Source organism: Pseudomonas sp. MWU12-3103b, assembly GCF_023100615.1.
GTDB classification, from domain to species: domain Bacteria; phylum Pseudomonadota; class Gammaproteobacteria; order Pseudomonadales; family Pseudomonadaceae; genus Aquipseudomonas; species Aquipseudomonas putida_A.
In genome coordinates, this window is record NZ_JALMEY010000001.1 from 375,315 (window position 1) to 394,673 (window position 19,359).

Here is a 19,359-nt window from a genome sequence, read left to right on the forward strand (position 1 = left end):
TCACTCAAAGACGCACTTGTCCTTCGTATACACGCACTGCCGGGCCGGTCATCAGCACCGGGTGGCCAGGGCCTGCCCATTCAATGGACAGACGCCCGCCGGGCAGGTCGATCAACAGCGGCGAATCCATCCACCCCTGGCTGATTGCCGCGACAGCCGCGGCGCAAGCGCCGGTGCCGCAGGCCTGGGTTTCCCCGGCCCCGCGTTCCCAGACGCGCAACTGCGCGCGGTTGCGGTCGATGACCTGGATGAAACCGACGTTGACCCGCGCCGGGAAGCGCGGGTGGTGTTCGATTTTCGGCCCCAGTTCATGCACCGGTGCATTGTTGATGTCCTGTACGCGCAGCACTGCATGGGGGTTGCCCATTGATACAGCGGCCAGTTCGACCGTGGTGCCGTCGACTTCCAGCTGATAGCTGCTGGCCTGCGCCGGTGCGTCGAACGGAATATCCGCCGGCACCAGACGCGGCGCGCCCATGTTCACCCCGATCTGGCCGTCGTTACGCACGTCCAGCTCGATGATGCCGCCCTTGGTCTCGACGCGAATCTGCCGCTTGGCCGTCAGACGTTTGTCGAGCACGAAGCGCGCGAAGCAGCGTGCACCGTTGCCGCACTGTTCCACTTCCGAGCCATCGGAGTTGAAGATCCGGTAACGGAAATCCACGTCCGGATTGCTCGGCGCTTCGACGATCAGCAATTGGTCGAAACCGATACCGGTGTGCCGGTCGCCCCATTGCTTGGCGTGCTTGGGCTGAATATGCGCGTGCTGGCTGACCAGGTCGAGAACCATGAAGTCATTGCCCAGGCCGTGCATTTTGGTAAAACGCAGCAGCATGGGTTACTCCGGCAGCAGGCTTTCGCCGGCAAACAGCTCGGCCACGGTTTCGCGGCGGCGCACTTCAAAAACCTGATCACCGTCTACCAACACTTCAGCGGCACGGCCACGGGTGTTGTAGTTGGAACTCATCACGAAGCCGTAGGCGCCGGCCGAATGCACGGCCAGCAGGTCGCCTTCTTCCAGCGCCAGCTCACGATCCTTGGCGAGGAAATCGCCGGTTTCGCAGATCGGGCCGACGATGTCGTATTTGCGCGCAGCGGAGTCACGCGGTTTGATCGCAGTGACGTCCATCCAGGCCTGATACAGCGCCGGGCGGATCAGGTCATTCATCGCCGCGTCGACGATGGCGAAATCCTTGTGTTCGGTGTGCTTGAGGTACTCGACCTGAGTCAGCAGCACGCCAGCGTTGGCGACGATGAAGCGGCCCGGTTCGAACACCAGCGCCAGGTCACGACCGTTCAGACGCTCGCGCACGGCCTTGATATAGTCGCCGGCCAGTGGCGGCTCTTCATCGCGATACCGCACGCCCAGGCCACCACCGAGATCGATGTGGCGCAGGTGGATGCCGCAATCGCCGAGGCGGTCGACCAGATCCAGCAGACGGTCGAGGGCATCGAGGAACGGCGGCAGGGTGGTCAGTTGCGAGCCGATGTGGCAGTCGACACCGATCACTTCCAGGTTCGGCAGGTGCGCGGCACGCACGTACACGTCTTCGGCGTCGGCAATGGCGATGCCGAACTTGTTCTCTTTGAGACCGGTGGAAATGTACGGGTGGGTGCCGGCGTCGACGTCCGGGTTCACGCGCAGCGAGACCGGTGCGCGAACACCCAGCTCGGCAGCCACGACTTGCAGGCGCTCAAGCTCGTCGGTGGATTCGACGTTGAAGCAGTGCACGCCGACTTCCAGCGCGCGACGCATGTCGTCACGGGTCTTGCCGACGCCGGAGAACACGATTTTGTCGGCGCTGCCGCCAGCGGCGAGTACACGTTCCAGCTCGCCACGGGAAACGATGTCGAAACCGGCGCCGAGACGGGCCAGGACATTCAGAACCCCGAGGTTGGAGTTGGCCTTGACGGCGTAGCAGACCAGGTGCGGCATGCCGGCCAGCGCGTCGGCGTAGGCCAGATACTGGGCTTCGATGTGCGCACGCGAGTAGACATAGGTGGGCGTGCCAAAGCGGTCGGCGATGGCGGACAGCGCCACACCTTCCGCGAACAGCTCCCCGCCACGGTAGTTAAAAGCGTCCATGGCGATCCCTTATTGGTAAACGTCGTGCTTGTGTGCTTTGGACGGCTGCTTTTGCGAAGACTGGGCTTGCTCGGCCGGGTCCTGATCGTCATCCGGCAGGTACAGCGGGCCTTTTTGACCACAGGCCGAAACGAGGCAGGCAACCGCGACGAGCGCAGCAAGGGAAGAGATCAGGCGCTTCATGGCGAAATCCTTGAAAATGCGTTAATTGCGCCGGAGTATACCGGCCACCCGGCAGCTTGCCTATGCGAGGGGGTTCCCGTCCGGCGGGGCTCTGTGAATGCACACAAACCCCTGTGGGAGCGGGCTTGCCCGCGAAGGCGTCGGTCCAGTCGAGAAAAATGCTGGATGTGCCGGCCCCTTCGCGAGCAAGCCCGCTCCCACAAGTGTTGTGTTGGATGTGCCGGCAGGTGCTTGGTCGTTAATCTTTGCAATCGGCCGGCAGCGTCCGTATCTTGCGGCGCTTGAGCCTGATCAGACATTTTTTGAGGTTGCCACAATGAGTTTGTCCGAAGCGCGTTTCCACGATCTGGTCGATGAAACCCAGGAAAAACTGGAGGACATCTTTGACGAAAGCGACCTGGATATCGACCTGGAAAGCTCGGCCGGTGTACTGACTGTGAAGTTTGAAAACGGCACGCAGCTGATTTTCAGTCGTCAGGAGCCGTTGCGTCAGCTGTGGTTGGCGGCGGTCTCCGGCGGTTTCCACTTCGACTACGACGAAGAGAGCGAGCGCTGGATGTGCGACAAGAGCGAAGAGCAACTGGGCGAGATGCTCGAGCGCATCGTCAAGCAGCAAGCCGGCGTCGAATTTGACTTCGAAGGTCTGTGAATTCGTGACTGATAGCGCACCTGTTCGTCCGCCAAAGCCGCTTTACAGCAACATCAGCCCGGCGGTGCCGTCGCCGTGCAGCGGCGTGTGCCGGCTGGATGAACAGAAGGTTTGTCTCGGCTGCTTCCGCCATGTCGAGGATATTCGCGAATGGCGTTCGGCAGACGATCAACGCCGCCGGGTGATCGTCAGCCAAGCCCGACAACGCCGAACTCAGGCCTGACTCGGCCCTGTAGCGAGGGGATTTATCCCCGATGGGTTGCGCAGCGGCCCCAGGCTTTTGAGACTGCTGCGCAGTCTATCGGGGATAAATCCCCTCACCACAAAGTTTCCCTCAGGGCTGAGTGGGGTTTGCCGGGCGGTGACTTGTATATTTTTTGAGCTGTGATAGTGTCCGAACACGCCTCAACCCATCGAGGCCTGGTGAAAACCCCGTCTTTTTTGGCGGGGTTTTGCTTTTTTTGTGTGCAGAAGAAAGGAGTCTGCCCGGATCATGACCGCACCTTCCATCACTCTTACCCGTCTGGACGTGCAACGTCTGGAGCGCTTGATCGACAACCTGAACGAGAAAGACCAGGCTGCGCCGGGCGTGATCGCGCTGCAAACCGAACTGGACCGCGCCGATACGCTGGTCGGCCACGATGAAGTGCCCGCCGATGTCGTGACGATGAATTCCCGCGTGCACTGCCGCGAAGAAGGCAGCGGCAAGGACTATCACCTGACGCTGGTCTATCCCAAGGATGCCAACGCCGACGAAGGCAAGATCTCGATCCTCGCGCCGGTCGGCAGCGCGCTGCTGGGCCTGAAGGTCGGTCAGCACATCGACTGGCCGGCTCCGGGTGGCAAGACCCTGAAACTGATTTTGCTCGAGGTCGAATCGCAACCGATCAAGGGTGGCGATTTTCCGGAGTAACCCGCCTCAGACCTGTTCGAGCGCCTCGTTCAGGGCGCGCTCCAGGTCGGCCTTGTAGCGCAGATACAAATTGCTTGAACTCTGACCATCACCGAGCAGGCCCGAGAGGTCCAGATCGGTGATGTAGCAGCGATAGCGCTCGGTCTCGCGGCGCTGCTCGACGATCTCCCGGGCGACCACGTGGAACAGCTGGTCGCCATGTTCCAGCTCGCTGAATTCCCGTTGATTGCAATACAAGGTGACTTGCACCTCGCCCGGTGCGGCTTTGCCGACGATCGCCTGCACGTCGTAGAACGGTTTGTTGACCGGTGTCTGCGGCACCGGTCGTGGTTCGACCCGGCGCGCCCGCCCGGGGCCGGAAGGCAATAGCTGGTAATACAAGGTGTCGAGGCCGACCGCCGGGCTGCCATCCATCGGCAACAGCGCTTCGCGTCGGTACTGGATCGATTGCAGGAAGCGCTGCAGCGGTACCAGCAGGCTCTGTTCATCGTGATACGGCAGATGCTGTTGCCACAGCGCGTTGAACTCATCCAGCACGTATAGCTCGGCCTGTTGTTCGCTGATCCGGTAGAACACCTGAATCGATTCCGGCTGACCCATCGGCAGGATCAACGCGAGGTCGTGATCCTCCAGCGCCATCGGGTCCAGGTGCAGCGGGCTGTAGCGCGGCTGTTCTTCGCCCAGATAATCGAGCAGCGCCGGCAGTGTGGCGAGTGCGACATGGTTGACCTGGCCCGGCACCAGCTCCAGCACGTGATAGTGCTGTTGTACCTGAATCAGGTAGCGGTGATTGAGCTCGCTGAGCAGCAGGGTCTGCGCGGTGTCGATGACTTCTTCGACGCGCCGGGCAATGAACTGCGCGCGGTTGTGGCAGAAGCAGCGCACCTTCAATGACGGCTGCTGCGCGCCGCGCGGCAGATTGTTGAGGTAGTCGCGCAGGCAATCGAGCAGCGCGTGGGGGCCGTCGAAACGGTTGACCAGCACTTCATTCCAGCTGTTGAGCGTGACCTGATCGAGGGTCAGCACAAGGTTTTCGCGCACCCCGGCGTAACTCAAGGAATCGGTGCGTTCGGTGGTCATCAGGATGTTCAGGTCGCGGTGGTGCTTGAGCGGATCGACACCGACGTTGACCAGCATCAGCACTTCGCTCGGCACCGCAGCGCGCAGCAGTCGTTCTTCGGCAACGGTCGGCAGGGGCAGGGCGATGCACTGCTGCAGGCTGCCGAGCAGGTTGAACAGCTCGAACTCGCTCATGTCGCTGGTGCCGGGGTGCAGCGCCAGGCGCGTACTGCTGTCGATTACGCCGTTGCGATGGCACCAGGTCAGCAGTTCGAGCAACTCGCGGCTGCGCTTGATCGGCGCGAAGTGCTCCCATTCCAGCGCGGTCAGGCTGCCGTTGTACAGGCCCCACTGGGTCTGCCCGGGTTCTTTCTTGTTCGGCGATTGCACCAGCGTCAGGGTGTCTTCGGCCAGATCCGGGGCGATGCCGGGATTGATGAATTCGACCTTGTCGGCCTTGCGTTCGAACGCGGCGTACAAGCGGCGACCGAGCACGTTCAGGTCGCGCTTGTTGATCAGGCTGACGGTCTGTTCGGTGCGGGCGAACTGGGTCAGGAAGCGGTAGCTGTAATTCAGCTCATTGACCAGGGCGCGGCGTTCGGCGCTGACCTGGCGGACTTTCCACTGGCTGCGGCTGTCGAGCAAGGCCAGTTGCCGCTGATCCCAATGCCATTCGTGCGCCAGGCGCTCCAGCAGCGAACGCTGCCAGCTTTGGGTGCGGCTGTTGCCGGTGAGCTTGCGGTTGACCTTGAGGTACAGCGCGCGCCGCACCAGCTCCAGACGCTCCGGCTCGTTGCGGGCGCAGAGGTATTCCTCGATGCGTCGGTACACCACCATGTACGGATCCAGCTCATCCAGATCCAGCTGATTGGCGAACACGGCCTGCTTGTAGCGCAGGCTCAGGCACTGCACTTGCGGGTGTTCGCTGGCGTAGACCTCGGTCAGCAACAGCTTGAGCACCGACTTGTAGGGCGATTCGATGCCCTTGAACAATTGCCACAGGCCGGCACCGATGAACTCGCCCGGCGGAATTGTCGCCAGATGCCCGAGATCAAGCGTCTCGTCGGCGCGAATGAAACGCTTGGACAGCAGAGTGTGGGTGTACAGGTCGTAAGCGCTTTCTTCGTAGACTGGCACCAGCCACCAGATCGGTGTGCGCCCGGCCAGCCAGATCGCGGTGCGATAAAACTCGTCCAGCAGCAGATAGTGCTGCGTGCTGCCGCAGTTTTCGGAGCTGAGCTGGGTGTCGCGTTCGCCTTTGACGAAGCGTACCGGGTCGATCAGAAAGAAGTGCGCCTCGGCGCCTTGGGTCGCGGCCCAGGCTTCGAGGAGCTGGCATTTTTTGCGCAGCTCGGCGAGTTCGTTTTCGCTCAGGTCCGGTGCGTGGCAAACCCACACGTCCATGTCGCTCTGATCGGCCTGGGCCAGGGTGCCGAGGCTGCCCATCAGAAACAGTCCGTGAATCGGCCGAGGCGGGTTGCTGCCATGGCGCGGCTTGTAGGAGAACGAGCGGGTCAGGCGCTGCGCTTCGGCGAGGGCGCTGGCGTCCGGTTCATAGTTGGACAGCCCGGCGGGGGTGCTGCCGGAAACATAGCCCGGCAACAGCGGGTGATTGACGTGGAAGAACAGTGGCAGCAGGGTCAGCACGCCTTGCTGGCGGCTCGACAGACCTTCGAGCGCCCGGCCAAGGCGACCTTCATTGAGTTTGAGAAAGCGCGCACGCAGCTGGCTGAGCACCTTGCGGTCGATTCCCTCGTCCAGATCGGGGCGGATTTCATGGGTGCGCGTCATGTCAGCTCAAACCGGCTCGCAGGCTCGGACGAAGAGGGTCTCGGAATGGGAGGCAGTTTAGCCTTTGAGCAGCGGGACTTTTAAGCTGAATTTGTTTTTTGACGTCAGATTTTTAGCGGTGAGCGATCAAGCGGGCCCGCGGAAATCCCGTGGCAGGAGTTCCCGTGGGCGAAGACGGGAAAAATCAGGCGGTTTCCTGTTCTCTCAGAATGGTCAGCACGGTTTGCACATTTTGCGCGGCATCACGACCCAGGCTGGTCAGATACCCGCCATCGGGCTTGTCGGTGAGGTCTTTCTCGAAGAGGCGTTTGGCGGCGGCGATATGTTTCGGGGCAGCGGTCTGATGAATTTTCAAACCTTCCTGGGAACTGTCCAGGGGAAAGAGTGCGAGGACTTCCAGTTCGGCAACCAACTCAGGGGTAAGCGACATAAGGACTCCAGACTTTCTAGGAATTGGACGACAGCGTCCCTAAGGTGAACCCGCTTTTGCGGCATGTCCAGTGCCGGTGGCCGGGTTTTTCCTTTCGAGGTGGAGTGCAGTGTAGTCAGGGGCCTGGAGATGGTACGGCAGATACGTAACAAACATTGTAGGAGTGAGCCTGCTCGCGATTGCGCCGTGTCAGTCAGCTGATTTTTTGCTGAAAGAACGCAATCGCGAGCAGGCTCACTCCTACAGGATCGGGGTTTACTGCTTTTCCGGTGGCAGCTCGGGCAACTTACGCAGCGCTGCTTCGTACCACTCGGTATCGAACGCGCGGTCTTCGTCGAGCATCGCGTCAATCTCGTAGGCCAGCACATGGGCCATCAGATTAAGGATCTCTTCGCGCTCGACGCCCACCAGGGTCAGCTTGTTGTAGGTCGCCTTGGCCGCTGGCGGGTTGTCGCTTTCGATCTGGTTCTCGATCGCTTCGATCAGCGTCGATTCGGTGAACTCTTCTTCATCATTGTCGATGTCAGTCGGCTCGCTCATGGCAGGCTCCTCAAGGAAAGGCGCCAGTTTACCCGCATTCAGCGGCGTGATGCTGCTGGCAGGATCGAGCCCGGCGATCTATAAACAGTGACTGCCCACCCCGCACGGCCTGGAGGCTATGTGATGTTCAAGCTCTACGGATTCGCTGTCAGCAACTACTACAACATGGTCAAGCTGGCGCTGCTGGAAAAGGGCCTGGCGTTCGAAGAGGTGACGTTCTACCCGACGCCGACCCCGCAATCGCTGGCGATCAGCCCGCGCGGCAAAGTACCGGTACTCGGCGTCGATGCCGGATTTATTAACGAAACCGCGATCATCCTTGAATACCTCGAGCAGACCCAGAAGGGCACGCCGCTGCTGCCGAGCGATCCATTCGAGCGGGCGCAGGTGCTGGCGATCGCCAAGGAAATCGAGTTGTACATCGAACTGCCGGGCCGCGCCTGTTATGGCGAAGCGTTCTTCGGCTCGCCGGTGCCGGAGGCGATCAAGGAGAAAACCAAAGCCGAGCTGCTGCTGGGTTTCGCGGCACTGGGCCGCCACGGCAAATTCGCCCCGTACGTGGCGGGCGACAGTTTGAGCATCGCGGATTTGTATTTCCTGTACAGCGTGCCGCTGGCGTGTGCGGTCGGGCAGAAACTGTTCGGGATCGATTTGTTGGCAGAGATACCGAAAGCCAAGGCGCTGCTGGAGCGGCTTGAGCAGAATCCGCATGTGCAGAAGATTGCAGCGGACAAAGAGGCGGCGATGCCGGCGTTTTTGGCGATGATCGCTGCCAAGAAGTAAGTTTTTTGGCGTTCTGAAGGACGCATTCGCGAGCAAGCCCGCTCCCACTGGGGATTTCGTTGGTCACAATGTTGTGTTCAACATCAATCCAAATGTGGGAGCGGGCTTGCTCGCGAAGCTTTTGACCTTTAGCGGCTGGCGATGACGGCCTGACCGCGAACCACCGCTGCCTTGACCTGCGCCGGCGCCGTCCCGCCGATATGGTCACGGGCATTCACCGAGCCTTCCAGGGTCAGCACGGCGAACACGTCCTGCTCGATCTGGTCGCTGAACTGACGCAGTTCTTCCAGGCTCATCTCGGCCAGATCCTTGCCGGTATCCACGCCGTACTTCACCGCGTGACCGACGATTTCGTGGCAGTCACGAAACGGCAGGCCACGGCGCACCAGGTAGTCCGCCAGATCGGTCGCGGTGGAGAAACCACGCAGGGCCGCTTCACGCATGATCGCGTGTTTCGGCTTGATCGCCGGGATCATGTCGGCAAACGCCCGCAGCGAATCGCGCAGGGTGTCGGCGGCGTCGAACAGCGGCTCTTTGTCTTCCTGGTTGTCCTTGTTGTAGGCCAGTGGCTGGCCCTTCATCAGGGTCAGCAGGCCCATCAGTGCGCCGAACACGCGGCCGGTCTTGCCGCGAACCAGTTCCGGCACGTCCGGGTTTTTCTTTTGCGGCATGATCGAGCTGCCGGTGCAGAAGCGATCAGGCAGATCGATGAACTGGAACTGCGCGCTGGTCCACAGCACCAGCTCTTCGGAGAAACGCGACAGGTGCATCATCGCGATGCTGGCGGCCGAGCAAAATTCGATGGCGAAGTCGCGATCGGAAACGTTGTCCAGCGAGTTGCCGCCCACGGCGTCGAAGCCCAGCAGTTGCGCGGTGTATTCGCGATCGATCGGGTAGGTGGTGCCGGCCAGCGCGGCGCTGCCCAGCGGCATGCGGTTGGTGCGCTTGCGGCAGTCGACCAGACGCTCGTAGTCGCGGCTGAGCATTTCGAACCAGGCCAGCATATGGTGGCCGAAGGTCACTGGCTGAGCAGTTTGCAGGTGAGTGAAGCCGGGCATGATGCTCGCCGCTTCGCGCTCGGCTTGTTCCAGCAAACCTTTTTGCAAGCGGGTGATTTCGGCCAGGATCAGGTCGATCTCGTCACGCAGCCACAGACGGATGTCGGTGGCGACCTGGTCGTTGCGGCTGCGCCCGGTGTGCAGTTTCTTGCCGGTGATACCGATGCGGTCGGTCAGGCGTGCTTCGATGTTCATGTGCACGTCTTCAAGGTCGACGCGCCAGTCGAACTGGCCGGCTTCGATTTCGCCCTGAATGGTCTTCAGGCCGTCGATGATGCTGTCGCGCTCGGCATCGGTCAGCACGCCGACCTTGGCCAGCATGGTGGCGTGGGCGATCGAGCCCATGATGTCGTGGCGATACAGGCGCTGGTCGAAGGTGACGGAGGCGGTGAAGCGGGCGACGAAGGCGTCGACGGGTTCACTGAAGCGGCCGCCCCAGGACTGATTGGTCTTGTCAGTGCTCATGAATTCGCTCGTATCGGCTTGAAGAAAGAAGGCGTGAAACGCTGGCGCGGATAATAACAGGGTTGCCAATCCTGTCGCTGACACCGGTCGATACGTTTTTTTCTCATCTGCTCATTCATAGTCGGCGCCGTCTGCGGGGGATTTGCGCAAGGATATTTTTCGATTGAGCAATATCGGCCCGGCAAGCGTCTACAGTTGGACATAAGGGTCGGCGCGACTGCGGATCGCACAAAGGTCCGGACGCCGACTATAAGAAGAGGGGGTGGGTGGTTTTGTCCTTTGGCATACCCCGTGAAAAACGCAGGAAACAGCGGGCTTTGAGCAGTACGACCCGGACACTGGCAAATATTGCTGGCCGACGTACGGCACTTTTTGGCGCTCGGGCTAGTCTTAGCGTGGATCGCGGTGACGGACGTCACTTCACCTGTCTACGCTATCCTTGTGCGAGACTCACGCAGGAATCCAGCGCAATATGAATGTCCTGATCGTTGATGACGAACCACTGGCTCGCGAGCGCCTAAGCCGAATGGTAAGCGAGCTCGAGGGTTATACAGTCCTGGAGCCCAGCGCCACGAATGGCGAAGAGGCGTTAGCGCTGATCGACAGCCACAAGCCGGATATCGTGTTGCTCGATATCCGCATGCCGGGCCTCGATGGCCTGCAGGTCGCTGCCCGTCTGTGCGAACGCGAAACGCCACCGGCCGTGGTGTTTTGCACCGGCCCCGATGAATTTGCCGTGGAAGCCCTGCAGGCCAGCGCCGTGGGCTATGTGGTGAAACCCGTGCGAACCGAACATCTGCATGACGCCCTGAAACGGGCTGAACGTCCCAACCGGGCGCAACTCTCGGCCTTGACCCGTCCCGCCGCCGAAAGCGGTAATGGCCCGCGCAGTCACATCAGCGCCCGCACCCGCAAAGGCATCGAGCTGATCCCGCTGGATCAGGTGGTCTATTTCATTGCCGATCACAAATACGTGACCTTGCGCCACGAGACTGGCGAAGTGCTGCTGGACGAGCCGCTCAAGGCCCTTGAAGACGAATTCGGCGAGCGTTTCGTGCGTATCCACCGCAACGCGCTGGTCGCCCGTGACCGCATCGAACGTCTGCAACGCACGCCGCTGGGGCATTTCCAGCTGTTCCTCAAAGGCCTTAATGGTGATGCGCTGATCGTCAGCCGTCGGCATGTGGCCGGTGTGCGCAAGATGATGCAGGGCCTCTGACCCGGCCTTCGCGCGCGGTTGCACTTTCTTCTACCGGGCATTGCAGGCCAGGGAGGCCACGCCGTTTCTGATTCAAGTCAAAGTGGATTTGGCTGAGCTGTTATTATCCGCCGTATCTATTCAGTACGGATTGATCCATGTCCTCTCGCGAAATCCGCATCGCCACCCGTAAAAGTGCGCTGGCCCTCTGGCAGGCCGAATACGTCAAAGCCCGTCTGGAAGAGGCCCATCCGGGTCTGCTGGTGACGCTGGTGCCCATGGTCAGTCGCGGCGACAAGCTGCTCGACTCGCCGCTGTCGAAAATCGGCGGCAAGGGCCTGTTCGTCAAGGAGCTGGAAACCGCGCTGCTGGAAAACGAAGCCGACATCGCCGTGCATTCGATGAAAGACGTGCCGATGGACTTCCCCGAAGGCCTTGGCCTGTTCTGCATCTGCGAACGCGAAGACCCGCGCGATGCTTTCGTTTCCAATACCTACGCCAGCCTCGATGCGCTGCCTGCCGGCGCCATCGTCGGCACCTCCAGCCTGCGGCGACAGGCGCAGTTGCTGACCCGTCGTCCTGATCTGGAAATCCGCTTCCTGCGCGGTAACGTCAACACTCGTCTGGCCAAGCTCGACGCCGGCGAGTACGACGCGATCATCCTCGCGGCGGCCGGTCTGATCCGTCTCGGTTTCGAAGAGCGCATCACTTCTGCGATCAGCGTCGACGACAGCCTGCCGGCCGGTGGACAGGGCGCCGTCGGCATCGAATGCCGCAGTGCCGACACGCAGATTCACGCGTTGCTCGCGCCGTTGCACCACGCCGACACCGCTTCGCGCGTGACCGCTGAACGTGCCCTCAACAAACATCTGAATGGCGGCTGCCAGGTGCCGATCGCCTGCTACGCCGTGCTTGAAGGTGAGCAGCTGTGGTTGCGTGGTCTGGTGGGCGAGCCGAGCGGCGGCAAGCTGCTCAGCGCCGAAGCGCGTGCGCCGCGTGCCAATGCCGAAGCGTTGGGCGTGCAGGTCGCTGAAGCGTTGCTCAGTCAGGGTGCCGACGACATTCTCAAAGCGGTGTATGGCGAGGCAGGTCACGAGTGACTGGCTGGCGCCTGCTGCTGACGCGCCCTGCGGATGACTGTGCGGCGCTGGCCGCGGTGTTGGCCGGACAGGGGATTTTCAGCAGTTGCCTGCCGCTTCTGGACATCGCGCCGCTGCCGGTCTCTGACAAGATACGTCAGGCGCTGGCGCAGCTGCCGGGTTGCAGCGCGGTCATCGTGGTCAGCAAACCGGCGGCGCGGATTGCGCTTGATCTGCTGGACGCTCATGGGCTTCAGTCGCTGTCGATGCCGTGGTTCAGCGTCGGTGCGGCGACCGCGCAGATTCTTCGCGATCACGGTCTCGATGTGCACTGTCCCGCCGACGGCGATGACAGTGAAGCCCTGCTGCAATTGTCGCGTCTGCGCGAGGCGGTCACCGAGCCCAGCGCGCAGGTGCTGATCCTGCGTGGCGAGGGTGGCCGCGAGCTGCTCGCCGAGCGCCTGCGCGCGCTTGGTGCTAGTGTCGAGTATCTGGAGTTGTATCGGCGTGACCTGCCGGCCTACCCGCCGCAAGAGCTGCCGCAGCGGATTGCAGCGGAACGCTTGAACGGGCTGGTGGTCAGCAGTGGACAGGGTTTCGAGCACTTGCGCCAGATGGCCGGCGATGCCTGGCCTTCAATTGCGCAGTTGCCGTTGTTTGTGCCAAGCCCAAGGGTCGCCGAGCTGGCACGTGCCGCCGGGGCCCGAACAGTTGTGGATTGCCGCGGCGCGAGTGCCGCGGCTTTGCTGACGGCGTTACGGGAGCATCCCGTGCCCGTTCTCTAATGCAAAGGATGGATACGTGAGCGAAACAGCCTTGCCTAAAGATGATGTCCAGCCTGTGATTGATGCCCAGGTTGAAACTCCACCGCCGGCCAAAGAGCCGCGCCGAGGCAACGGACTGGCCATTGTCGCCCTGTTGCTCGGCGCTGCCGGCGTGGCGATCGGTGGCTGGGGTGTCTGGCAGGTGCGTCACCTGCAGAGCAACACCGCACAGCAGTCGGATCAGGTGCAGGCGTTGAACGATCAGGCGCAGAGCCTCAAACTCAACGAACAGCGTCTGACCGAGCGCCTCGCGCAATTGCCCGGTGCCGATGAACTCGCCGAACGTCAGCGTCTGGTGACGCAATTGCAGGGGGATCAGCAGCGCCTCAATCAGCGTCTGGAAACCGTTCTCGGCGCCAGCCGCAAGGATTGGCGTCTGGCCGAGGCCGAGCATCTGCTGCGTCTGGCCAGCCTGCGTCTGTCGGCCTTGCAGGACATCAGCAGCGCCCAGGCGCTGGTGCAGGGTGCCGACGAAATCCTCCGTGAACAGAACGATCCCGGCTCGTTCGCCGCCCGCGAGCAAGTGGCCAAGACCCTCGTCGCCCTGCGCAGCACCGAGCAGCCGGATCGCACCGGGCTGTTCCTGCGCATCGGGGCCTTGCGCGATCAGGTCATCGAACTGACCGAGCTGGCGCCTGAGTACAAGGATCGCGGCGAGTCGCTGCTGGGTCTGACCGCTGACGGCGATGGCGCCAGTCGCTGGGCGCAGTGGTGGGATCAGGTGTCGCGTTATATCCGCATCGATTTCAATGCCGACAAGAACGTGAAGCCACTGCTGGCCGGGCAAAGTCTGAGCCAGGTGCGTCTGGCCCTGAGTCTCGCGCTGGAGCAGGCGCAATGGGCGGCGCTCAATGGTCAGGCGCCGGTCTACACCCAGGCAATGACCGAAGCGCGGGACGTGCTTAAGGGCAATTTCAACCCGGACAATCCGCAGAGCAAAATCATGCTCGAACAGGTTGCCGAGCTGAGCCAGCAACCGGTCACCGTCAAGACGCCGGACCTGACCGGCACGCTGAGTGCGGTGCAGGCTTATCTGGAGCGCCGTAACGTCAACGCTGAAGAGTCGGTCAAACCGTTCGCCAAACCTGCCGCCAACACCGCGCAGGAGACCACGCCATGAAACGCCTGTATGTGATCGTGTTTCTGGTGATCGCCGCGACGGCGGCACTGGGCCTGGCGATTGCCGAGCACTCCGGGTACGTGTTGATTGCCTACAAGAGCTTCCGCTACGAGGCCAGTCTGTGGGCCACGCTGGGCCTGATCGCGGTGTTGTGGCTGCTGATCTGGGGGATCAAGGCCTTGGTCGAGCTGGTCATGGCCTCCAGTGGCGTGGTCAATCCGTGGTCGCGCCGCAACCGCAGCCGGCGGGTGCAGGTGGCCATCGAACACGGGCAGCTGGATCTGGCCGAAGGTCGCTGGGCCAGCGCGCAACGTCATCTGTCTCGCGCCGCCGAAGCCGAGCGCCAGCCGCTGTTGTATTACCTCGGCGCGGCACGCGCGGCCAACGAACAAGGCAAGTACGAGGAGTGTGATCGATTGCTCGAGCGTGCGCTGGAGCGCCAGCCGCAGGCCGAACTGGCGATTGCCTTGAGTCACGCGCAGTTGCAGACCGATCGTGGTGACACTGACGGCGCCTTGGTGACCCTGCAAGCGATGCACGAGCGGCATCCGCATAACGTACAGACCTTGCGACAGTTGCAGCGTCTGCATCAGCAGCGTGGCGACTGGGCGGCGGTCATTCGCCTGTTGCCGGAACTACGCAAGGACAAGGTGTTGCCGCCGGCCGAGCTGGCGGAACTCGAACGGCGTGCCTGGGGCAACAACCTGTCCCTGGCGGCGCATCGTGACGAGGACGGCAAAGTCGGTCTGCAGTCACTCACGCGTGCCTGGGAGCAATTGACTTCCGCGCAGCGTCAGGAGCCGGCGCTGGTGCTGGCATACGCCGAACAACTGCGTCAGCTGGGGGCTCAGGTCGAGGCGGAAGAAGTCCTGCGCAGTGCCCTCAAGCGCAAGTACGACAGCCATCTCGCGCGTCTGTATGGCCTGGTGCGCGGCAGCGATCCGGCGCGCCAGTTGCAGACCGCCGAAGGTTGGCTCAAGGAACATCCTGCTGACCCGAGCCTGTTGCTGACCCTCGGTCGTCTCTGTCTGCAAGCCAGCTTGTGGGGCAAGGCACGGGATTACCTGGAAAGCAGTCTGCGAGTGCAGCGTAACCCTGAAGCCTGCGCCGAGCTGGCACGTCTGCTTGCGCAACTGGGTGACACCGAGCGCAGTAACCAGCTGTTCCAGGAGGGTCTCGGATTGCTGGATGAGCGTCTGCTGGCCGCGCCGTTGCCGGTGCCGGTTAACGCCTGATATCGCGAGGGAGCATGCTCCCTCGTTAACGTTCAGTGAGCGAAAAATTACCTGTGGCGGGCGTCTTGAGCAAAGTCCTACAACGGACTACACCTATTCCTCTGGCACCTGTCGGGTTTTCCCTACACTTCTGGTGAACTGTCGCCAAGGCCCCGCCTTGAAAGGCTGACAAGCTTTCCTCTACCGTAACTGCCTGTCTCCACTGTTACGGAAAAGCCATGTCGTTGGCCTGTTCACGCTCCTTGTTTTTCACGGCTTTCACTGCAGGGGCCATGGCCCTGGGAGCTTCCTATTATCTCGAGTATGCGGTCGGGCTGACGCCCTGCAGCCTGTGCCTGGCGCAAAGGTTTTTCATGGCGTTGCTGACGTTCTGTTGCGGGTTGGCGGCGGTCCACGGCCCACGGCGTGTCGGCCTGTCGCTGTACTGGGGCGCCGCGCTTGGCCTGAGCCTGGGCGGGACGACGGCGGCCTGGCGACAGGTGTTGTTGCAAAGTGACCCGCTGATGCAGATGACGCGTTGCGCGCCTGATGCCGAAGCGTTGTTCAGCAACCTGCCGTGGTTGTGTGCAACGTTGCGGATGCTTAGAGGCGGTGTAGATTGCGCAGAAATTTCCTGGACGCTGTTCGATTTGAGCATCCCGGAATGGAGCCTGCTGTTCTTTGTGGCGATGTCGATCCTGGCGGTCTATCAATTGCTGCGGCTGGTCTGGAGCGCTCTGCAGCGACCGCTCAGCGGCGAAGCGTCGCACCACACGCTGGTCAGGGATTAAACACTTGTATGAACTTTATCTCCTGCGTACCTTGAAGCCATAGGCGTGCGGGCATAATCTGGCCCGCACGTGTCATTGGATTTATGTTGCTCGATGACGCTCTGCCCGGTCGGCCCCCAAGCGATAACAGCCAGAAGAGGGGCGCGGGTGTAGAGCAGCATGACCCACAAGGGAAGAGAGATCGCCATGCTCGAAAGTTGTCAGAATGCTCAGGAACGCTGGGGTGGAGTTCATCTGCTGATCGACCGCTGGTTGCAAGAGCGTGAAGAACTGATCGGTGCCTACGACAAGCTGGGTGCGCAACCTCAGGCCTTGTCCGAGAGCCGCAAGCCCTTGCAGGAATTCTGCGGTGTGCTGGTCGATTACGTGTCGGCCGGGCACTTCGAGATCTACGAACAGCTGACCGGTGAAGCCAAGGCCTTCAACGACAAGCGCGGCCTCGAACTTGCCGAAACGCTCTATCCGCGAATCGACGTCATCACCGAAAAACTCCTCGCGTTCAACGACCTTTGCGATGAAGGCAAATGCGTCGCCGAGAAGTTCAAGGAGCTGGGTGGCCTGCTGCACGAACGCTTCGAACTGGAAGACTGCCTGATTGAAGTGCTGCACACCGCCCACAAGCAGGAAGATCCGGTTCAGGCTTGATTCGTTTCTCGCATACAAAAAAACGCGGTGCGTCGAAAGCGCACCGCGTTTTTTTATGCCTGCGTGCTGGGTGCGATCAGCTCGTTGCGCCCCGCAGCTCGACCTCAAACACCAGCGGGGTAAACGGCGCAATCAGATCGCCCGCACCGTCAGCGCCGTAGGCCTGATCCGATGGAATCACCAGTCGCCACTTGGCACCCACCGGCATGTTCTGCAACGCAGTACGCCAGCCGGCAATCACGCTGTCGAGGCTGAACCATTGCGGCTGAGTGTTCTGATCGAACACCGTGCCATCCGGCAGTCGTCCGACATACAACACCTGGACTTTTCCATCCGGACCGGCCTTGGCACCGGTGCCCGGCGTCAGTTCGGTCAGCAGGATGCCGTCGGCCAATTCCTTCACACCCGGTTTGGCTTTTTCGGCGGTGAGAAAACGCTGCTCGTTTTCCATCGCGGCATCGCTCGACGGCAGCGATGAGTGCTCGGCGTTTTGCGATTCATGATCGGCGAGGATCTGCTCGATCCGTGCTTCGCTCAGAGCCAGTGGCTTGCCTTGATAGGCCTGCTGCAAACCGTCGACCAGTGCTTGAATCTGCAGTTGCGGCACCTCTTGGCGCAAGCGTTCACCGAGGCTGGCGCCGAGGCTGTAGGCCAGATCGTGAGCATCGTTCGCGGTGGTTTTTTCCTCGGCGTGGGCGGCGGAAAAAATCATCCAGAGGGATAAAAAAAGGTAGCGCGACATGGGCACTCTCCGTCCTGAGATGCGGGCGATTATGCCAGCGCGAAGGTCTGCAACGGTGAACTGCTTTTGTCTTTGTGCAGAACATTTTCGCTTCGTTGCAACGCAACGGTTTCGTTACTGTCAAGATGACCTAGCGGCGGTAACTGCAGAGGTCTAGTATGAGCCGCACTCACGTCAGCCAGGAGGTAAACCATGTCGGCCACCAAGAAGCCTGTAAACACTCCGTTGCACTTACTCCAACAACTCTCGGGCAGCCTGCTCGAGCATTTGGAAAACGCTTGCTCCCAAGCCTTGGCTGATGCTGAAAAACTGCTCGCCAAACTGGAAAAGCAACGCGGCAAGGCGCAAGAAAAACTGCACAAGTCCCGCACCAAATTGCAGGACGCAGCCTCTGCCGGTAAAGCCAAGGCGCAGAACAAGGCCAAGGCTGCCGTCAAAGAACTTGAAGACCTGCTCGATGCGTTGAAGGATCGTCAGTCCGACACTCGCGGCTACATTCTGCAACTCAAGCGCGATGCTCAGGAAAGCCTGAAACTGGCCCAGGGTGTCGGCCGGGTGCAAGAGGCCGCCGGCAAAGCGCTGTCCTCCCGCGCCGCCAAACCAGCAGCAGCGCCTGCGAAAAAAGCGGCAGCCAAACCTGCTGCGGCGAAAGCCCCGGCGAAAACCGCTGCGGCAAAACCGGCAGCCAAACCAGCAGCCAAGGCACCGGCTAAAACCGCCGCCAAACCTGCTGCAAAAACCGCAGTGAAAAAACCGGCTGCGGCGAGCGCTGCGAAACCGGCCGCACGTACTGCCGCTGCCAAACCTGCAGCGGCCAAACCGGCTGCCAAGCCAGCAGCAAAACCTGCTGCGCGCAAAGTCGCTCCGGCAAAAACCGCTGCTGCCAAACCTGCTGCCAAAGTAGCGGTAAAACCGGCTGCCAAACCGGCCGCGAAAACCGCTGCGGCAAAACCGGCAGTCAAGACTGCGGCCAAACCGGTCGCGGCAAAACCTGCTGCCAAGGTTGCTGCCAAGCCAGCGGCCAAGCCTGCCGCTAAAACCGCTGCCAAACCTGCAGCAGCAAAACCTGCGACCGCTGCAGCCAAGCCGGCCGCTAAACCAGCCGCTAAACCAGCCGCCAAACCGGCTGCCAAACCTGCCGCGAAAAAACCGGCCGCTGCCAAACCTGCTGCCGCCAAACCGGCGACTGCACCGGCTGCCAAGCCAACCGCTCCGGCGCCGGCCGCCGCGCCTGCTCCAGCCGCTTCCACCTCGACCACCACGACTGCGCCAACGCCAGCCGCTGCGTCGAGCGCCAGCAGCAACCCGACCAGCGCTTCCTAAGTGCCGGTTGCCGCGACGCGCAGCACTTGCAGCGCGTCGCGGTTCGGGCTGGCGGCCGATCCCGTCAGACTCTCCAGCCACTCCCCCGACGCTGATGCGTCATCGCGCGGCCAATCCTGCGCAACCTGTTCCAGTTGCCACAGCAGATGCCGTTCGGCTTCCAGCTCCAATGCTTTCATTTGTTCTCGCAGACCCTTGAGTACCGGATCTTCCTCGGCCAGGGTTTTCCATTGAGTGCGCAATGCACGCAATGGCTGCACCACCTCCGCATCCCACGGCCCCACCAGCGTTTTCAACTGCTCCAGGCGTTGTTCGTCGCAGGCCACGCCACGTTGTTCCAACCACAGACCGCACAGCAGCAGGCAGACATTGGCCCCCGCCGCTTGCAGTTGCAGGCAGGCAGGTTCCACGCCCGGTCGGGCGTAGATGGCAAGGGAAAAGCTCCACAGGTCAGAGGACATCGTGC

At 61.6% G+C, this 19,359-nt stretch carries 21 protein-coding genes; 12 read left to right on the forward strand and 9 right to left on the reverse strand.

Annotation, left to right across the window (positions count from 1 at the left end):
- Positions 1 to 4 precede the first annotated feature (4 nt).
- The 3 genes from dapF to M0808_RS01725 are packed head-to-tail and all read right to left on the reverse strand — an operon-like array spanning position 5 to position 2,269.
- The gene (dapF, locus tag M0808_RS01715) at positions 5 to 835 is read right to left on the reverse strand and encodes a diaminopimelate epimerase (RefSeq protein ID WP_027610441.1); all 831 of its coding nucleotides are present in this window, start codon (positions 833 to 835) and stop codon (positions 5 to 7) included.
- A 3-nt stretch (positions 836 to 838) separates the two neighbouring features.
- Entirely contained in the window at positions 839 to 2,086 is a 1,248-nt protein-coding gene (gene lysA / locus M0808_RS01720) for a diaminopimelate decarboxylase (protein WP_098966238.1), read from the reverse strand.
- Between the two features lie 9 nt (positions 2,087 to 2,095).
- Positions 2,096 to 2,269 (reverse strand): lipoprotein, encoded by a 174-nt coding sequence (locus M0808_RS01725; protein ID WP_007911098.1) that lies wholly within the window; start codon positions 2,267 to 2,269, stop codon positions 2,096 to 2,098.
- 316 nt (positions 2,270 to 2,585) lie between these two features.
- Between M0808_RS01725 and cyaY the strand changes: the two genes are divergently transcribed.
- The 3 genes from cyaY to rnk all read left to right on the forward strand — a co-directional run bounded on the left by cyaY (position 2,586) and on the right by rnk (position 3,831).
- Entirely contained in the window at positions 2,586 to 2,918 is a 333-nt protein-coding gene (gene cyaY / locus M0808_RS01730; RefSeq protein ID WP_003229398.1) for an iron donor protein CyaY, read from the forward strand.
- A 4-nt stretch (positions 2,919 to 2,922) separates the two neighbouring features.
- Complete coding sequence (locus tag M0808_RS01735) at positions 2,923 to 3,141, forward strand: DUF1289 domain-containing protein (protein WP_247839664.1); 219 nt, start codon at positions 2,923 to 2,925, stop codon at positions 3,139 to 3,141.
- A gap of 270 nt (positions 3,142 to 3,411) precedes the next feature.
- Positions 3,412 to 3,831, forward strand: a complete 420-nt coding sequence (rnk, locus tag M0808_RS01740) for a nucleoside diphosphate kinase regulator (protein ID WP_115988639.1) — start codon at positions 3,412 to 3,414, stop codon at positions 3,829 to 3,831.
- Between the two features lie 6 nt (positions 3,832 to 3,837).
- On the opposite strand, the gene M0808_RS01745 is transcribed toward rnk, so the two are convergent.
- The 3 genes from M0808_RS01745 to M0808_RS01755 form a co-directional block, all read right to left on the reverse strand.
- On the reverse strand, positions 3,838 to 6,681 hold the full coding sequence (locus M0808_RS01745) for a class I adenylate cyclase (RefSeq protein WP_247839665.1): 2,844 nt from the start codon (positions 6,679 to 6,681) through the stop codon (positions 3,838 to 3,840).
- A gap of 184 nt (positions 6,682 to 6,865) precedes the next feature.
- Entirely contained in the window at positions 6,866 to 7,111 is a 246-nt protein-coding gene (locus tag M0808_RS01750) for a TIGR02647 family protein (protein ID WP_098966233.1), read from the reverse strand.
- Positions 7,112 to 7,366: 255 nt separating this feature from the next.
- The gene (locus M0808_RS01755) at positions 7,367 to 7,651 is read right to left on the reverse strand and encodes a hypothetical protein (RefSeq protein ID WP_247839667.1); all 285 of its coding nucleotides are present in this window, start codon (positions 7,649 to 7,651) and stop codon (positions 7,367 to 7,369) included.
- 123 nt (positions 7,652 to 7,774) lie between these two features.
- On the opposite strand from M0808_RS01755, the gene M0808_RS01760 reads away from it, so the two are divergent.
- Complete coding sequence (locus M0808_RS01760; protein WP_247839668.1) at positions 7,775 to 8,434, forward strand: glutathione S-transferase; 660 nt, start codon at positions 7,775 to 7,777, stop codon at positions 8,432 to 8,434.
- Positions 8,435 to 8,562: 128 nt separating this feature from the next.
- On the opposite strand, the gene argH is transcribed toward M0808_RS01760, so the two are convergent.
- On the reverse strand, positions 8,563 to 9,957 hold the full coding sequence (gene argH / locus M0808_RS01765; protein ID WP_135296821.1) for an argininosuccinate lyase: 1,395 nt from the start codon (positions 9,955 to 9,957) through the stop codon (positions 8,563 to 8,565).
- Between the two features lie 472 nt (positions 9,958 to 10,429).
- Between argH and M0808_RS01770 the strand changes: the two genes are divergently transcribed.
- The 7 genes from M0808_RS01770 to rsd all read left to right on the forward strand — a co-directional run bounded on the left by M0808_RS01770 (position 10,430) and on the right by rsd (position 16,828).
- Positions 10,430 to 11,176: a LytTR family DNA-binding domain-containing protein gene (locus M0808_RS01770; protein WP_103483674.1), complete on the forward strand. Its 747-nt coding sequence runs from the start codon at positions 10,430 to 10,432 to the stop codon at positions 11,174 to 11,176.
- A gap of 137 nt (positions 11,177 to 11,313) precedes the next feature.
- Complete coding sequence (hemC, locus tag M0808_RS01775; protein ID WP_247839669.1) at positions 11,314 to 12,255, forward strand: hydroxymethylbilane synthase; 942 nt, start codon at positions 11,314 to 11,316, stop codon at positions 12,253 to 12,255.
- Entirely contained in the window at positions 12,252 to 13,019 is a 768-nt protein-coding gene (locus M0808_RS01780; RefSeq protein ID WP_098966226.1) for a uroporphyrinogen-III synthase, read from the forward strand. The genes hemC and M0808_RS01780 overlap by 4 nt, the downstream gene beginning before the upstream one ends.
- 16 nt (positions 13,020 to 13,035) lie before the next feature.
- Positions 13,036 to 14,178 carry a uroporphyrinogen-III C-methyltransferase gene (locus tag M0808_RS01785; RefSeq protein WP_247839670.1) on the forward strand — a complete coding sequence of 381 codons (1,143 nt, stop codon included), beginning with the start codon at positions 13,036 to 13,038 and terminating at the stop codon, positions 14,176 to 14,178.
- The gene (locus tag M0808_RS01790; RefSeq protein ID WP_247839671.1) at positions 14,175 to 15,413 is read left to right on the forward strand and encodes a heme biosynthesis protein HemY; all 1,239 of its coding nucleotides are present in this window, start codon (positions 14,175 to 14,177) and stop codon (positions 15,411 to 15,413) included. The genes M0808_RS01785 and M0808_RS01790 overlap by 4 nt, the downstream gene beginning before the upstream one ends.
- Before the next feature lie 218 nt (positions 15,414 to 15,631).
- Positions 15,632 to 16,183: a disulfide bond formation protein B gene (locus M0808_RS01795; protein ID WP_247839672.1), complete on the forward strand. Its 552-nt coding sequence runs from the start codon at positions 15,632 to 15,634 to the stop codon at positions 16,181 to 16,183.
- A 186-nt stretch (positions 16,184 to 16,369) separates the two neighbouring features.
- The gene (gene rsd, locus M0808_RS01800; RefSeq protein WP_103483669.1) at positions 16,370 to 16,828 is read left to right on the forward strand and encodes a sigma D regulator; all 459 of its coding nucleotides are present in this window, start codon (positions 16,370 to 16,372) and stop codon (positions 16,826 to 16,828) included.
- 76 nt (positions 16,829 to 16,904) lie between these two features.
- On the opposite strand, the gene M0808_RS01805 is transcribed toward rsd, so the two are convergent.
- Positions 16,905 to 17,570, reverse strand: a complete 666-nt coding sequence (locus M0808_RS01805) for an FKBP-type peptidyl-prolyl cis-trans isomerase (RefSeq protein WP_139055136.1) — start codon at positions 17,568 to 17,570, stop codon at positions 16,905 to 16,907.
- 192 nt (positions 17,571 to 17,762) lie between these two features.
- On the opposite strand from M0808_RS01805, the gene M0808_RS01810 reads away from it, so the two are divergent.
- A complete protein-coding gene (locus tag M0808_RS01810) occupies positions 17,763 to 18,893 on the forward strand; it encodes an AlgP family protein (protein WP_247839673.1) in 1,131 nt (376 codons plus the stop codon).
- Here the strand turns inward: M0808_RS01810 and M0808_RS01815 are convergent.
- The gene (locus M0808_RS01815; protein ID WP_247839674.1) at positions 18,890 to 19,354 is read right to left on the reverse strand and encodes a TIGR02444 family protein; all 465 of its coding nucleotides are present in this window, start codon (positions 19,352 to 19,354) and stop codon (positions 18,890 to 18,892) included. The genes M0808_RS01810 and M0808_RS01815 overlap by 4 nt on opposite strands.
- Positions 19,355 to 19,359 lie beyond the last annotated feature (5 nt).

Bases quoted from the DNA above. Each gene is read 5' to 3' on its own strand.
- M0808_RS01725 (WP_007911098.1), bottom strand. From the start codon at position 2,269: ATGAAGCGCCTGATCTCTTCCCTTGCTGCGCTCGTCGCGGTTGCCTGC.
- hemC (WP_247839669.1), top strand. From the start codon at position 11,314: ATGTCCTCTCGCGAAATCCGCATCGCCACCCGTAAAAGTGCGCTGGCC.
- M0808_RS01805 (WP_139055136.1), bottom strand. From the start codon at position 17,570: ATGTCGCGCTACCTTTTTTTATCCCTCTGGATGATTTTTTCCGCCGCC.
- M0808_RS01815 (WP_247839674.1), bottom strand. From the start codon at position 19,354: ATGTCCTCTGACCTGTGGAGCTTTTCCCTTGCCATCTACGCCCGACCG.
- M0808_RS01810 (WP_247839673.1), top strand. From the start codon at position 17,763: ATGTCGGCCACCAAGAAGCCTGTAAACACTCCGTTGCACTTACTCCAA.
- cyaY (WP_003229398.1), top strand. From the start codon at position 2,586: ATGAGTTTGTCCGAAGCGCGTTTCCACGATCTGGTCGATGAAACCCAG.
- argH (WP_135296821.1), bottom strand. From the start codon at position 9,957: ATGAGCACTGACAAGACCAATCAGTCCTGGGGCGGCCGCTTCAGTGAA.
- M0808_RS01745 (WP_247839665.1), bottom strand. From the start codon at position 6,681: ATGACGCGCACCCATGAAATCCGCCCCGATCTGGACGAGGGAATCGAC.
- M0808_RS01790 (WP_247839671.1), top strand. From the start codon at position 14,175: ATGAAACGCCTGTATGTGATCGTGTTTCTGGTGATCGCCGCGACGGCG.
- rsd (WP_103483669.1), top strand. From the start codon at position 16,370: ATGCTCGAAAGTTGTCAGAATGCTCAGGAACGCTGGGGTGGAGTTCAT.
- M0808_RS01760 (WP_247839668.1), top strand. From the start codon at position 7,775: ATGTTCAAGCTCTACGGATTCGCTGTCAGCAACTACTACAACATGGTC.
- dapF (WP_027610441.1), bottom strand. From the start codon at position 835: ATGCTGCTGCGTTTTACCAAAATGCACGGCCTGGGCAATGACTTCATG.
- M0808_RS01755 (WP_247839667.1), bottom strand. From the start codon at position 7,651: ATGAGCGAGCCGACTGACATCGACAATGATGAAGAAGAGTTCACCGAA.
- M0808_RS01750 (WP_098966233.1), bottom strand. From the start codon at position 7,111: ATGTCGCTTACCCCTGAGTTGGTTGCCGAACTGGAAGTCCTCGCACTC.
- lysA (WP_098966238.1), bottom strand. From the start codon at position 2,086: ATGGACGCTTTTAACTACCGTGGCGGGGAGCTGTTCGCGGAAGGTGTG.
- M0808_RS01770 (WP_103483674.1), top strand. From the start codon at position 10,430: ATGAATGTCCTGATCGTTGATGACGAACCACTGGCTCGCGAGCGCCTA.
- M0808_RS01795 (WP_247839672.1), top strand. From the start codon at position 15,632: ATGTCGTTGGCCTGTTCACGCTCCTTGTTTTTCACGGCTTTCACTGCA.
- rnk (WP_115988639.1), top strand. From the start codon at position 3,412: ATGACCGCACCTTCCATCACTCTTACCCGTCTGGACGTGCAACGTCTG.